The following is a 14,661-nucleotide window of genomic DNA, read 5'->3' on the forward strand; positions in this document are numbered from 1 at the left end:
GTTTAATCATGTGATGCTTCTTTAAAGAGGTGGTCTATATTTTGGTTCCACTCATTTCGGTATAAACGCAGCCATTTATCCGCTTGGGTTTCGCCTGATTTCACCACATCAAACAACGGCAATAAATATTGTGCCTCACATCTTCCCTGCTCATCACAAATATCAAGGTTGTTTAACCCTTGTTTTGCCATATTAAGTATAGTTTCAGCATAAAAATGTACATTTTTATCTAAAAAAGGTGTTTTTAGGGCTGTTTTTGGAACATTTTCCATCAAATCAACGACTTCCTCATGTTTCCAGCCTTTTACCATGTCCCAAGCCTGGTTCAATGTAGGCTCATCATAAAGCAGACCTTTCCACAATGCAGGCAATGCTGAAATCCAGTCCCAGCCGCCTGCATCCGCACCACGTACTTCAATAAATTGCTTTAAGCGCACTTCGGGGAATGTAGTACTCACATGCAATTCCCAGTCGGCATGGGTGGGGTATTCACCAGGTAACATAGGTAACTTACCTTCCAAGAAGTCACGAAAGGATTCACCCGTGCAATCAATATATTCCGCATCTCTAAGCACAAAATACATAGGCACATCAAGCACCCATTCTGTCCATGATTCAAAACCAAAATCATCCTCAAACACACACTTGGGAATGCCTGTACGGTTGGGGTCGGTATCTAACCAACAGTCGGCGCGGGTAGACAATAAGCCCGATGGTTTACCATCTTTAAAAGGTGATGCCGCAAACATAGCGGTTACCATAGGCTGCAAGCAATAAGCCACGCGCATCTTTTTCGCCATATCTGTTTCGGATTCAAAATCCAAATTGGCTTGGGTTGTTGCGGTGCGCAACATCATGTCCAAACCTTTGTTGCCCACTTTAACCATGTATTCGCGCATCACATTGTATCGCGCCTTGGGCATCCACGGAATATCACCGCGTTTCCACTTGGGCTGAAAACCAAGCGCCAAGAAGCCAATCTCTAATTCCTTATTAAGCTGGCGCAACAAATCAAAATGGTGACCCACTTCATCATGTGTTTCATGAATCGTTGCCAGTGGCGCACCCGATAACTCCAGTTGCCCACCTGGTTCAAGAGTGATGGAAGCTAAACCATGTTTAAGCGCAATCGGATTGCCATTTTCAAGCACCGCAAGCCATTGTTCATCATGGTTCCAGTCGGCTAAACGCTCCAGCAAATGTTGAATGCTTTTTTCACCAAAATACGGAATAGGACGCAATGTTTGCGTACAATACCCAACTTTTTCATGCTCTGTACCAATCTTCCAAGCTTCTCTTGGTTTATTGCCACGGCGAAAATAATCAGCCAATTCTTCTCGATAAATGCGCTTATGTTCCAAAATCATTCCCCATCATCTAGCTTGCGTATGTGGAAACATACCCATGACAACAAAAAACAACCACCCTAAAGCGGCTACGGTTAGTTTTCGCCAATGTCTACAAGGCACTTGGGCGGACAGAACCTTATTATTTGCCTTATTATTGACCATTGCACTTTTATGGCTGCAAATCTCACATACACTCAACCAAGGTGCCCCCACAGCTTATATTTACCACGGCGATACACTGTTAGCAAAATACCCCTTACCGGATGACGAGCATATTATTCATGTCGCAGCACAAGGAGAAATCGGTATATCTGATATTGAGATATCCAAAGATGGTATTCGTTTTGATAGTTCCCCGTGTACAACCCACCATTGCATACTTGCAGGCACCAAAAGATATGCAGGCAGCGTGATTGCCTGTGTACCTAACCACATTATGGTTGTCATTCGGGGCTCTGATAAAGAAAATAAAACGCGCATCAAATTTGATGCAATCTCTGAGTAACCATGCATCAACAAAAAATAAACATCCCACCACGCCCAAAGCTTGCCTTCTTAGAGCAGCAAGCAGTTTGGCTTTCCTTCGTACTATTGGCGATTGGTTTACATGTATTTGAGGCAGCACTGCCCAGTTTAGGTCCATGGTTTAAGTTTGGTGTCGCCAATATCATGACCTTACTGGCGCTGATGTATTTGGGTGTACGTGCGGCTTTCACCCTTGCCCTTGCCCGCGTCATTATTGGTAGCATGTTTATCGGCACATTGTTCACCCCCACCTTCTTTATCAGCCTTTCAGGTGCACTTACCGCCGCCACGGTTATGGTTATATTGTATCAACTATTTCCTCGCATCAGTTTGATTAGCTTGAGCCTGCTGGCAGCAATCGCGCACATGTCAGGGCAATTTATTGCTGTAGAAACATGGTTTATTCAACAACCAGCCCTGTATTACCTGCTCCCCCCCTTGCTTGCCCTATCTTGTATTAGCGGTTGGATTAATGGTGCAATCGCAACATACATTTGGCAAAAACTAAAAGCGGAGCATGAGAAATGAATACAACCAACATAAAATATCAAGATATCATCACCTTTTGGTTCAAAACATTAACACCGAAACAATGGTTTATAAAAGATGCAGCACTGGATCAACTTATACATAAAAGTTTCCATGCAATACATGCCGCTGCATTGCGCGGTGAGCTTTATATGTGGCGCGAAACACCTGAAGGTAGGCTTGCCGAAATCATCGTGCTTGATCAATTCTCACGTAATATGTTTCGTGATAACCCCAAAGCTTTTGCATCGGATACGCTTGCTTTAGTACTTGCCCAAGAAGCCATTCGCCAAGGCGATGACCAGCGCATTGTTATTGAGCAACGCGCTTTTATGTATATGCCATATATGCACAGTGAATCAGCCCTGATTCATGAACAAGCTGAACAGTTATTTAGTCAGCCTGGTGCAGAATATAATTATGAGTTTGAATTAAAACACCAAGCTATCATTAAGCGCTTTGGTCGTTACCCACACCGCAATGCAATTTTAGGCCGTGAATCAACACCTGAAGAGATAACTTTCCTTAAACAACCTGAATCTTCATTTTAGATCATCATCTTTTTTATTTTCTAAAGGTGGCAGTTTCCGATTGGGTTTATTGTACCTTTTCCACAAATAGGAACCCAACCAAATCGCAGCACCCGCAGCTAAAGCATAGATCAATGCTTCACCTTCAGTAGATTCATCGCGCAGGCTTCGCCAGCCAATCATGCCTTATCTCTCATCAAACCCAACGTAGCCTCAGCATCAAGATAAGCAAGCCATGCATGTTATAAATGCCCTGCCTCATCAACGGGGGCAACCCAATAAAACAACTCTTTGATATGCCCTTCTTGCCTAAGCTTTTTCAATGCCTGCAATACATCTGCAATATCCACAGCACTTAACACAACATCAATACGCACATGGGGGGTATAACCCACCACCTTATCACGTGCAGAAAGAAAAGGGTTTGTTTCTGACTGTTCACTATGCCCTTCTATATGACTCAAAGTAAACCCTTGGATTTGCGGCATGGTTCGCAAATAATCGCAAACGTCTTGCTGTGCTTTCAAACCCATCACCAGTGTTAATTGCTTCATACCAGCTCCTCTTGTGGTTTTACTGCATCATGCTGCACCTTATGTTCATTTTTCTCTTCCAGCCACGCATACAATGTTGGCAAAAGAATAAGTGTGAGCAATGTAGAGCTGAGTAAACCACCAATCACCACTACAGCCAAAGGCTGCTGCAATTCAGAACCTGGCCCTGTCGCAAACAGCAATGGTACTAAACCTAAACTAGCAATCATGGCTGTCATCAATACTGGGCGTAAGCGACGTTCTGCACCCTCTTTGACCGCTTCAAGCACACTGCGTCCATTTTCACGCAGCTGGTTAAAGAATGTCACCATCACCACGCCATTGAGCACCGCCACCCCAAACAAGGTAATAAAACCAACCGATGCAGGCACGGATAAATACAAACCCGATAAATATAAACTCACCACACCACCAATCATGGCAAACGGAATGTTCATGATAATCAAACCTGCCTGACGCAATGAACCGAAAGTAACAAACAGCATCAAATAAATAAGCACGATCGCAATAGGCACAACCAAACTTAAACGGTCTGCCGCCCGTTGTTGGTTTTCAAACTGACCACCAAATGTAACATAATACCCCGTAGGAAATTTTATTTTACTTTCAATTTGCGCGCGAATATCCTCAACAAAACTCACCACATCACGCCCTTCAACATTCGCCTGAATCACCACTTGGCGCCGTGCTGATTCGCGGGCGATTTCCACAGGTCCATCCACTTCATGAATTTTAGCCAAAATATGCAATGGAACCTTGGCACCACGTGGTGTGGTCACCAATAAATTTTGAATATCTTCAGCCGAAGTACGATCTTTTGCAGCATAACGCAATAACACAGATGTACGGCGGTTATCTTCAATAATTTCAGTGACAACTTGACCTGCAACTGCTGTTTCAATCAACATATTGATATCTTCAACATGCAAACCATATTTGGCAATCGCTTCGGATAGTATATCGATTTGCAGATACGTTTGCCCCGATAATCTACCTCTAAAAATATCAACGGCACCATCCACTTGGGATACAATGTTTTCAATTTCCGCAGATAAACGCTCCAAAGTTTGTAAATCATCACCATACAACTTGATGGCCATAGCAGAGCGCACCCCCGTTAACATTTCAGACACCCGCATATCAATCGGCTGTGAAAATGCATAATCAATGCCGTCAAACCGCTTCATTTTTTCACGTAGCTTTTCCAGCAATGTTGCCTGATCAATTGTCCATTCATCCTTGGGTTTGGTAATAATAAAATTGTCGGTTTGATACAAACCCATAGGATCCATACGCAGCTCATCAGCCCCTGTACGCGAAACAACACCAATCACTTCAGGGATTTCCATAAATGCCTTTTGCATAGGTGCATCCAAGGCTAAGGAATGTTTCAACGAGACATCCGATGCTTTTTCCATCAAAATCACTGTAGAACCTTCATCCATAATCGGCATGAATTCTTTACCAATATACGGAAATAACGAAAGTGCTCCCACCAGCATCGTCACAGACAAAGTCACAGCAACCAAACGAAAACGAAGTGCCGCATTCACCACAGGACGGTAAACTTTCTTGAGTGTGCGCATCAGCCAACCGTCATCTTCACTACCACCTTTCATGACCAAGCTAGAGACCACTGGAATCACAGTGAGTGACAAAATAAGCGAGCCAATCAAGGCAAAAGAAATGGTAGCAGCCAGTGGCATAAACATTTTCCCTTCCAGCCCTGTGAGGCTAAATAGCGGCAAAAACACCACAATAATAATCAATACGCCACTGATGACAGGTGTTGCCACTTCCGTGGTTGCACGGTACACAATATGCAGCTTGCTCACGCCTTTGGGAGCATGGCTTAAACGCTCATAAATATTTTCCACAACCACCACTGCGGCATCCACCAGAATACCGATGGCAATGGCAAGCCCACCCAACGTCATCAAGTTGGCGGAAATACCTGTTAGATGCATCATAATAAAGGTAAACAACACGGAAAGCGGCAAAATAATTGCAACCGTTAACGCAGCGCGCAAGTTGCCCAACATAATAATTAAAACCAACAACACTAAAATAACTGCTTCAGACAAGGCTTTTTCTACCGTAAACACGGCTGCTGAAACCAACTCACTTCGATCATAAAAGGGAACCAGTGTGACACCTTTAGGCAAGCTTGTTTTCAGTGCCTCTAGCTCCTGTTTAATCCCTTCAATGGTTGTTCGGCTATTCGCACCTTTGCGTAACAAGACAAGCCCTGTAACAACTTCTCCTTCACCATCGGCAGTCACAGCACCATAACGTGTGAGTGAACCCATATGCACATCAGCAACCGTATCCAATGAAATCGGTACACCATTACGCACAGCTACTGTAATGCGACGAATGTCATCAGCATTACGTAATAAACCCACAGTACGCAACAATAACATAGTTTTATCACGCTCAATCCTATCGCCACCAGCGCTGCGATTATTTTTTTCTAAAGCATATTGAATATCCTGGATACTTAACCCATAACGAATCAAAGCTTTAGGGTCTGGGTTGATTTCAAAGGCACGTACTTCACCACCCAGCGAGTTAACATCCGCAACACCATCTACGGTGCGTAAACGTGGGCGTATCGTCCAATCTTGTAGAGAACGCAGTTCAGCATTGGTATAATTCTCACCTTTTATGCGGTACATGAAAATTTCACCCAAAGGGGTTGTAATTGGTGCTAAACCACCAGCAACACCTTTAGGTAACTTTCCCCAAACTTGATTGAGTCGCTCTGTAACTTGATTCCTAGCCCAGTAAATATCTGTGCCATCCTCAAAATCAATTTTGATAATACTCAAAGACGACTTGGTCACAGAGCGTAAAACTTTCTGTTTTGGTAAACCCTGCATTTCCATTTCCACAGGGAATGTGATTCGGCTTTCCACTTCTGTAGGCGATAAACCAGGTGCTTTGATAATAATTTGTACTTGTGGCGAAGAAATATCGGGAAATGCATCAATAGGTAAGGTTTTAAATGACCACAAACCACCAGCTGCCAAAGCCGCCGCTAAGATGAGTAACATCAAACGTTGTGTAAGGGAAAAACGTATCAAAGCAGCAATCATGGTGTTGTCTCCAATTCAGGTGTGCTATCGGTATAACCAATCACCGAAATACCTGCGTTCAAACGCAACAAGGCAAGCTCTTGCCAAGCTGATGTTAACATTTGGATATATGCAGCTTGCGCATCAAAAGAGGTCTTATAAGCATCAACCACATTCAACACACTCAATTCACCTGCATCAAAAGCCTGATTGGTTAATCGAAGCATCTTTTTCGCTGGTTTAAGCACCTTCTTTTTGTAATGACTGGCTTGCTTCATCAAATGCTGCACATGCAAAAAACTTTTATACACGTTCACTTGCAAATCACGCTGCGTCGCTGCTAATGCAGCCTGATTTTGTTGTACACTATATTTGGCTTGGTTAACCCCACCTTGGTTCTGATTCCACAACGGCACATCCATGCTCAATACCAAACCTGTCACTGTATCCCGTTGACCAGCGAGAAAGTCCTTACGCATAAAAAGTGTGACCACGGGGTCGGCAAAGCGTTGAGCATACGCTACAGCAATACCTGCTTCAGCTTCTGCAATCGCTTGCCTGCTGACTTGAAGCGCAGGATGCTGTGCTAAAGCAGCATCCAATATGCTGCGTGGATAAGCTTTTGTCACAGGCTGCAAAGCAGGAAAAACCAATGTCTTTTCCAAAGGTAACCCAAGCAAAGCTTTAAAATTTAAAGACGCTTCGTGATACAAACCCTCTGCTTTGGCAAGCTGCTGTTTGGCTGTTTCTTGCGCAATATTTAAACGCATCTCTTCCAAAGGCGTTAAATAACGTACCAATGGATCAGAATTATCCTTTGTGTGCTCCTGTTTCTTAATTTCACGCAAACGCTGTTGACTTAAACGCAAGATTGCTTGTTTCATTTGCACATCATAAAAAGACTGTGCAATGGTATGTTCCAATTGTAATTGTTGCCGTTGATACATGGCTTCAGCTTTGGCTACACCCAACTCTGCTTGTTTTTGTTGTTTTGCAGCACGAAAAACAGGGATAGCTTGCGACACTGCAACTTCAGTAAAGTCATACCCACCAGCAGCATCTTCAATACCCAAAAAATTATCGGCTTGCACACTTACATTCGGATTTGCCCAGGTTGTGCTCTGCTTAACTTTCCCTTGTTGCATACCAACTTGCGCCCGTGCCGCTTTCATTTCTGGTGTATTACTTATGCCAATATGAATACTTTTTTCTAGCGTAAGTGATAATTTATTTTCACCTGCCAATGCCAGCGATGACATGAATAAAATGCTACCGGTAAGTGAAAATTTTAAGCACAACAAGCCTAACTTGCTACTGGGTACTAAATATCCAATGCTCATAAACAACCCTTGTTCTTTGATATTATCAAACACCATACTACCTTATTTGATTGCAGCGCATGCTGGTAAACAAGTATTAAGCTCATGTTAAGATTATAAAAAATGTTTAAGCATAAATATAATCGATAACTCTAAAAAGATTTGGCAAGGTTGTTTATATGCATCAAATAACGTGTACTATTTTTGGGGCCACCAACCTTGTTCTTGGAAGGACAATACTTGTGTACCCGCCAATAAAAAATGGTCCAAAAGTTTGATGTCTAACGTATTACAAGCTTCAATCAATTGCCTTGTTAATGCAATATCTTGTTCACTGGCTAAAGCTGTGCCTGCTGGATGGTTATGAAAAATAATTAATCCTTTGGCATCCAACTCCAAAGCGCGTTTAATCAAAGTACGGGGATACACCACTGCTCTATCAACCGTGCCTTCAAACAGTATTTCAGTAGAAATACACTGGTTTTGTTGATCGGTAAACAGCGCACCAAAATATTCAATACTTTTTTCTTGAAGTTTAAGGCGCAACCAAGCTTTAACTGTTTCAGGTGAGTCTAGCTTAGGTTTTGATGCCAGTTCCGATTCAAGGTAACGCACTTGCGCTGCTTTCAAGAGTTTTAAGAGCTGCGCAGATTCTTTACCCAAACCTTCAACCGTTTGCAACTCTTGAACCTGTGCATCAAACACACCCGCTAAAGTTTGAAATTGTACCATCAATCGCTTGGCAACGGGTTTTACATCTTTGCGCGGAATTGCATACGTCAGCAGCAATTCCAACACTTCATATTCATGGAACCCATCAAGACCATGCTCGGTAAAACGCTGTTTTAACCGAGCTCTATGCCCTTGAACAGACTTATCTACCAATCAGGCAAGCCTCGATACATCCGCAAGGCGCAAAAACAAGCCTCGCAAACGCGATAACAACGCCAAACGATTGACTTTAATCGCATCATCATCCGCCATCACCATTACACCATCAAAGAAGGCATCCACAGGCTCTCGTAAGCCTGCCAACACTTGAAGTTGAGCCTCTGCATCATCGGGGAAGTTACTCTCAGCTTTCTGCAATGCTGAGAACAACGCTTTTTCCACATCTTCCACAAGTAATGATTCATCAATATCACTGCTCACATCACCTGCTTTTTTCAGAATGTTGGCAATGCGTTTATTCGCTGCCGCCACAGCCTGCCCCGCTTCGGAATCGGCAAAACCTGTTAACAAGCGCGCCACCTGCAAATGTTTATGCAGTGGCAAAGCTAGGTTTGCACCCAATGCCGCATCACATGCAGGTTTGGTCACATCAAAACCATCAGATAAACCCAAGAAACGCTCATGAATAAAGGACAGCACTGCCGCTTGTGTTTCATCACTAATCGTAATCGTCACACGCTGTTGATTCCATTGCTTGGAAGCTTCCTGCAACACCTCTTGCAAGGTCATATCAACCGGATTGGTTTCATCTGCCAACAAGCGCACAAGACCAATGGCTGCACGACGCAAAGCAAACGGGTCAGCACTCGCAGTTGGGATTTTACCCAAGTGGAAATAACCCAACAATTTATCTGCGCGTTCCACCACAGCAATCGCTTTGGCAATCGACGAAGTCGGCAAGTCATCATCTGCACCTGCGGGGGCATAATGTTGACTAATCGCTTCAGCAACTTCTTTATTTTCACCATCCATTTCGGCGTAAATGCCGCCCATATAACCTTGAAGTTCAGGAAACTCACCCACCAAGCCAGTAGTTAAATCGGATTTACACAAGTATGCAGCGCGTTGCGTATCATTGGCATCGACACCCAGCTTATCTGCATTATCAAGTACAAAACCACGCAAACGACGTACTTGGTCACCCACCATACCTAAGCCATCTTGGAACACAATTTCCGATAGTTTTTCTACACGTGATTCTAAGCTTTCTTTGGGGTCACGCTCAAAGAAAAACATAGCATCAGCAAGGCGTGCATTGACCACGCGCTCATTACCATGCGCCACCATAGCAGGGTCATTGGATTTGATGTTTGCTACAGCAAAGAATACATTGGATGTATTACCATCCTTATCTTTGGTTGAGAAGCAGCGTTGATGATGTTTCAGCTCAATGCGGCTCACTTCAATCGGCAAAGCGAGGAATTTCTCTTCATATTTGCCTGTAATCACATGCGGCCATTCGGTTAAGTCGGTGACTTCTTCAACCAAAGCATCATCTTCGACCAAAGCCACACCTACAGCTTTGGCTGCATTGTTCAAACCTTGCACAATACTTGCTTTGCGCGCATCTCTATCGGCAATCACCATGCGCTCTTCTAACCACGCAAATGGATCTGTTACACTGATGTCACCCTTGGCATCTTTACACATGCGATGGGCATAGGATTGTTTGCCTGCTTGGATACCAGCAAAGGAAAAGTCCAACACATCATCACCCAATCGCGCCACAATCCAACGGATGGGGCGAATAAAACTATCGCCTCGGCTCTCACCATCTTGCCATTGCATTTGTTTGGGGCTTGGCAATCCGCGCAAGATTGCAGGCATGGCTTCAGCAATAATATCAATCGTTTTGCGCCCTTTCACGGTGATAACCGCTTTCATATATTTGGCTTTACCATCACCTTTATCGGTAAATTCAAAGTCAGATACACTTAAACCCGATTTACGGGCAAATCCTTCTGCTGCTTTGCTTGGCTCGCCATCTTTGAGCGCGATATTTTCAGGCGGCCCCCAAATCACTTGCTCGCTGTCGGCTTGCATGGTTGGGCACGCTGCAACATGAATCAACAAACGGCGCGGGGTCACCCCCAAACGCAGATCCGACACATCTAAATTCGCATCGTTAAACAATTTCACCAACGCAGCTTGAAGTGCGCTGCCCATACGAGGTGCAACACCTGCGGGGATTTCTTCCACACCAATTTCAATCAATAGTGGTTTCAAATCACTCATGATTCCACCCCCGCATACCCTTGGGCAACGGTGCGTGATAATCCACGAACACGCCCAATAAAGCGTTGCCGCTCAGCCACCGAAATCGCGCCCCTTGCATCCAACAAGTTAAAGGCATGAGATGCTTTAATCACTTCTTCGTAGGCAGGTAAAAACAAGTTATTTTCTGCCAGCTTTTTGCAATCGCCTTCAGCTTGGTCAAATTGCTGTTGTAAAAATTCAATGTTGGCATGTTCAAAGTTATACGCTGAAAATTCCTGCTCATTACGTAAAAACACTTCGCCATAGGTCACTTGCTTGCCATCAGGCTGCTCCACCCAAATCAGGTCATACACATTTTCTACGCCTTGGATATACATCGCCAAGCGTTCCAAGCCATAAGTAATCTCGCCTGGGGTGCGCGGTAATTCAACGCCACCCACCTGTTGAAAATAGGTAAACTGAGTTACTTCCATGCCGTTAAGCCAAACTTCCCAACCCAAACCCCATGCGCCAAGTGTTGGCGATTCCCAATCATCTTCAACAAAACGAATATCGTGAACATCAGTATCAATGCCGATTTCACGCAAAGATGCCAAATACAAATCCAAAATATCATCAGGTGCAGGTTTTAGAATCACCTGAAATTGATAATAATGTTGTAAGCGGTTGGGGTTTTCACCATAGCGCCCATCGGTTGGGCGGCGGCACGGCTGCACATAAGCCGTGCGCCAATCTTTATCATCCAACACCCTCAAAAAGGTGGATGGGTGGAATGTGCCAGCACCCATAGAGCTATCATAAGGCTGCTGAACCACGCAGCCCTGCTTTGCCCAAAAGTGTTGCAATGTCAGCAATAAATCTTGAAATGTCACGGTAAAAACTCCGATGCCTAGCTTAAAACAATAATCTTTCTTGCTCGAACTATATCGACATCAGTTTTTTCGTCATTACAAACTTGGCACAGATTGCATTTATGCGTTTAGTCTTGCATGATATGCCTATGAATATTGAATTAACAGGGCATAAACCCTTACGCTCTGCAAATCATGAGCAAATGCAAAAGAGACTATCATAGATGGAGTTACCAAAGTTTAATGACACATTCATGCCTATTTTAGAAGTCCTAAATGATGGAAAAGTAATAAAAGGTCGCGATTTGGTTAGAATTGTCGAAGAAAAATTTTACTCTGACTTGCCTCCAGAACTTCTTGAACAAACAACAAAAAGTGGGCGTAGGTTAATAGAAGATAGAATTAGCTGGGGTAAGACCTACCTAAAAAAGGGAGGGCTTGTTCATTACCCCCAACGAGGGCATGTTCAAATTACCGAAAAAGGAAAAGAAGCAACGCTACAAAATGTATCATTACAAGAAATTCAATCTAACGTCATTCGGTTGTATGAGCCTGAAAACAAATCATCACCAAATACAAATATTGAAGCTAGTGCTACACCGCAAGACCTTATTGATCTAGGATTTGAAAAAATTGAAAGAGAAGTAAAAGATGAGCTGCTTTCAAAACTAAAAGAGGTTGACCCCTACTCTTTCGAAAAAATTATTTTAATTTTACTTAAAAAAATGGGCTATGGCGACTTTATCGAAACAGCTAAGTCTGGCGATGGTGGGATAGATGGAATAATAAATGAAGACCAATTGGGCTTAGAAAAAATATATATCCAAGCAAAGCGCTATACTACTAATAAAGTGCGAGAAACTGATATACGCAATTTTATTGGTGCTATGAGTGGAGACACTCGTAAAGGCATATTTGTTACCACGTCATCTTTTGATGAAAAAGCAAAAACCAAAACAAGGGATGCGCATCATACTATCATTTTAATCGATGGTTCAAAACTTGTAGATTTAATGCATAAATTTAATGTTGGTGTGCAAATAAAAAGTCACTATGAAGTAAAAATGCTAGATAATGATTTTTTTGATGCCGAAGACATATAGATTATTAGGAAACCCTACTTACTCTGGGTCAGAACCCTTTTAGCCAAAAAGCGAGGGGCTAAACCCCTCACCTCATCAAGCAATAATCGGTAAAATTAACTCCAATGGTCTTGCAATCGCAGCTTTTAAGTCGTTGGCAACAATCGGGCGCTCAATCATTTTGGGATGTTCCACCATCAACGCAATCAATTCATCACGGCTTAAATCTTTGCCTTGGATGTATTCTTTGTATTCGGCTTCACCTTTGCGCATCAAGTCTTGCGGCTCCATGCCTAACTTATCGAGAATAGCTGTTAACTCTTCAATCGTAGGTGGATTTTTAAGGTAGTCGATAACCTCATGCTCCACACCTTTTTCTTCTAAAAGGTTTAAAGCTGCTCGAGATTTACTGCATCTTGGGTTATGGTATATTTGAATAGCCATTAGTGACCACAGCCGCCTTCGCCATGTACATGTCCATGCTCTAATTCTTCTGAAGTTGCATCACGAATACTCAAGATTTCAACATCGAAGTTTAAAGTTTCACCTGCAAGCGGGTGATTGGCATCAATGGTGACCACTTTATCATCCACTGCAACCACTGTCACCAACTCAACACCGTGTTCCGCTTCAGCTTCAAAGCGCATACCCACCTCAATATCACCATCAAACTGGAACACATCACGTGGCACGGCTTGTGTAAGCTCAGGGTTGCGCTCACCATAACCTTCAGCAGGTGCAACTGATGTTTTAATCACATCACCCACTTTTTTGCCTTCCAATTCTTTTTCCAAACCAGGCACCAAGTTTTCCATGCCATGAATATATGGCAATGGCGCTTCACCACGCGATGAATCCACAGTCTCACCTTTATCATTGGTTAATGTGTAATGAATTTCCACGGCTTTATTTGCTGCAATACTTAATTCTGACATCAAGTGTCTCCTTGGTTTTGGCTATGTTTAAACAGCAAATATTGTTCATATTCCTGCATATCCATTTTACCTAAAATAAATAATTCATGGTCAGCAAGCGTGTCGGCATCAGGTGTCACACCTTCTTTCTCGTAGTGTGCCTCTGCCTGTTTGCGACGGCTTGCAATTTCAACATCTGAAACACTATGCTCACGTTGCATGGCATCATCTCGCCATGTTTCTGCCGTTTTGTATTTACCAACCATAGCGCAATACAGCCACACGCATAAAAAATGTCAATTTTGATAACCTTATTAAAATGGAATCACCTTGCCATCAAAAGCAACAAGCTGCCCCAGCTCATAATCATCAACACGACTTATCACATCCGTCATACCTGCCACCGATGTTTGCACATCAATCAAACCAGACTGGTGCGTCATATCTGTGCTTACCCAACCTGGGTGCAGGGTGATAACCGAAACACCCGACGGCTTTAAATCAATCGCCATAGATTTAGAAACAATGATTAAACCCGCTTTCGCTGCACGGTAAGCATATGTGCCACCACTTCCATTATCATCGCTTGAGCCCATTTTGGAGCTGATATTTGCGATGGTGCCACCTGCTTGAATCATACGGTCTTTAAGCTGCTGAACCACGCGCAATGGACCAACACAATCTACATTAAACACTTCTAACATGGCATCTGATGTAATACTATCCAAATCCTGCCCACCATACGGACCATAAATGCCTGCATTATTAATCAACAAATCAATGCTAGCTGGCAAGCTTAAATCATCCACATTAAAATCTTGGCTAACATCCAATTGTACCGTATGTAGTTTGTTATTATTGATGTCCGCAAGCCCATCTAAGTTTGAGCGGTAACATGCCCAAACCTCATCATCTTTGTTTAAATAATGCTGAACAAATCCTAAACCCAAACCACGGTTTGCACCTGTAATAACTATATTCAT

At 43.2% G+C, this 14,661-nt stretch carries 16 protein-coding genes; 4 read left to right on the forward strand and 12 right to left on the reverse strand.

The window, feature by feature from the left end; all coding sequences use genetic code 11:
* Positions 1-2: 2 nt before the first annotated feature.
* Positions 3-1,367: a glutamate--cysteine ligase gene (locus tag DM09_RS01785; RefSeq protein WP_038247103.1), complete on the reverse strand. Its 1,365-nt coding sequence runs from the start codon at positions 1,365-1,367 to the stop codon at positions 3-5.
* 37 nt (positions 1,368-1,404) lie between these two features.
* Between DM09_RS01785 and DM09_RS01790 the strand changes: the two genes are divergently transcribed.
* The 3 genes from DM09_RS01790 to DM09_RS01800 are packed head-to-tail and all read left to right on the forward strand — an operon-like array spanning position 1,405 to position 2,953.
* Entirely contained in the window at positions 1,405-1,854 is a 450-nt protein-coding gene (locus tag DM09_RS01790; protein ID WP_038247104.1) for a NusG domain II-containing protein, read from the forward strand.
* A 2-nt stretch (positions 1,855-1,856) separates the two neighbouring features.
* Positions 1,857-2,402, forward strand: a complete 546-nt coding sequence (locus DM09_RS01795; RefSeq protein WP_038247105.1) for a Gx transporter family protein — start codon at positions 1,857-1,859, stop codon at positions 2,400-2,402.
* A complete protein-coding gene (locus DM09_RS01800) occupies positions 2,399-2,953 on the forward strand; it encodes a DUF924 family protein (protein WP_038247106.1) in 555 nt (184 codons plus the stop codon). The genes DM09_RS01795 and DM09_RS01800 overlap by 4 nt, the downstream gene beginning before the upstream one ends.
* Here DM09_RS01800 and DM09_RS11520 read toward each other — a convergent pair.
* The 7 genes from DM09_RS11520 to DM09_RS01830 form a co-directional block, all read right to left on the reverse strand.
* Positions 2,945-3,115 carry a hypothetical protein gene (locus DM09_RS11520; protein WP_157753581.1) on the reverse strand — a complete coding sequence of 57 codons (171 nt, stop codon included), beginning with the start codon at positions 3,113-3,115 and terminating at the stop codon, positions 2,945-2,947. The two genes, DM09_RS01800 and DM09_RS11520, sit on opposite strands and share 9 nt — an antisense overlap.
* Before the next feature lie 59 nt (positions 3,116-3,174).
* Positions 3,175-3,486 carry a DUF3240 family protein gene (locus tag DM09_RS01805; RefSeq protein WP_038247107.1) on the reverse strand — a complete coding sequence of 104 codons (312 nt, stop codon included), beginning with the start codon at positions 3,484-3,486 and terminating at the stop codon, positions 3,175-3,177.
* Positions 3,483-6,584, reverse strand: coding sequence for an efflux RND transporter permease subunit (locus DM09_RS01810; protein WP_051937923.1), 3,102 nt, complete (start codon positions 6,582-6,584; stop codon positions 3,483-3,485). Before DM09_RS01810 ends, DM09_RS01805 begins: the two co-directional genes overlap by 4 nt.
* The gene (locus tag DM09_RS01815; protein WP_198401640.1) at positions 6,581-7,822 is read right to left on the reverse strand and encodes a TolC family protein; all 1,242 of its coding nucleotides are present in this window, start codon (positions 7,820-7,822) and stop codon (positions 6,581-6,583) included. The genes DM09_RS01810 and DM09_RS01815 overlap by 4 nt, the downstream gene beginning before the upstream one ends.
* 258 nt (positions 7,823-8,080) lie before the next feature.
* A complete protein-coding gene (gene radC / locus DM09_RS01820; RefSeq protein ID WP_038247111.1) occupies positions 8,081-8,767 on the reverse strand; it encodes a RadC family protein in 687 nt (228 codons plus the stop codon).
* Positions 8,768-10,849 (reverse strand): glycine--tRNA ligase subunit beta, encoded by a 2,082-nt coding sequence (gene glyS / locus DM09_RS01825; protein WP_038247114.1) that lies wholly within the window; start codon positions 10,847-10,849, stop codon positions 8,768-8,770.
* Complete coding sequence (locus DM09_RS01830) at positions 10,846-11,703, reverse strand: glycine--tRNA ligase subunit alpha (RefSeq protein ID WP_081881047.1); 858 nt, start codon at positions 11,701-11,703, stop codon at positions 10,846-10,848. Before DM09_RS01830 ends, glyS begins: the two co-directional genes overlap by 4 nt.
* A 233-nt stretch (positions 11,704-11,936) precedes the next feature.
* Here DM09_RS01830 and DM09_RS01835 point away from each other — a divergent pair, with 233 nt between their 5' ends.
* A complete protein-coding gene (locus tag DM09_RS01835) occupies positions 11,937-12,785 on the forward strand; it encodes a restriction endonuclease (protein WP_232507720.1) in 849 nt (282 codons plus the stop codon).
* Between the two features lie 75 nt (positions 12,786-12,860).
* Here DM09_RS01835 and arsC read toward each other — a convergent pair whose 3' ends face one another.
* The 4 genes from arsC to DM09_RS01855 are packed head-to-tail and all read right to left on the reverse strand — an operon-like array spanning position 12,861 to position 14,661.
* On the reverse strand, positions 12,861-13,208 hold the full coding sequence (arsC, locus tag DM09_RS01840; RefSeq protein WP_038247120.1) for an arsenate reductase (glutaredoxin): 348 nt from the start codon (positions 13,206-13,208) through the stop codon (positions 12,861-12,863).
* A complete protein-coding gene (locus tag DM09_RS01845) occupies positions 13,208-13,699 on the reverse strand; it encodes an FKBP-type peptidyl-prolyl cis-trans isomerase (RefSeq protein WP_038247122.1) in 492 nt (163 codons plus the stop codon). Before DM09_RS01845 ends, arsC begins: the two co-directional genes overlap by 1 nt.
* Complete coding sequence (locus DM09_RS01850) at positions 13,699-13,944, reverse strand: hypothetical protein (RefSeq protein WP_038247124.1); 246 nt, start codon at positions 13,942-13,944, stop codon at positions 13,699-13,701. Before DM09_RS01850 ends, DM09_RS01845 begins: the two co-directional genes overlap by 1 nt.
* Before the next feature lie 48 nt (positions 13,945-13,992).
* A complete protein-coding gene (locus DM09_RS01855; protein WP_038247127.1) occupies positions 13,993-14,661 on the reverse strand; it encodes an SDR family oxidoreductase in 669 nt (222 codons plus the stop codon).

The organism is Ghiorsea bivora (genome assembly GCF_000744415.1).
Classification (GTDB): domain Bacteria; phylum Pseudomonadota; class Zetaproteobacteria; order Mariprofundales; family Mariprofundaceae; genus Ghiorsea; species Ghiorsea bivora.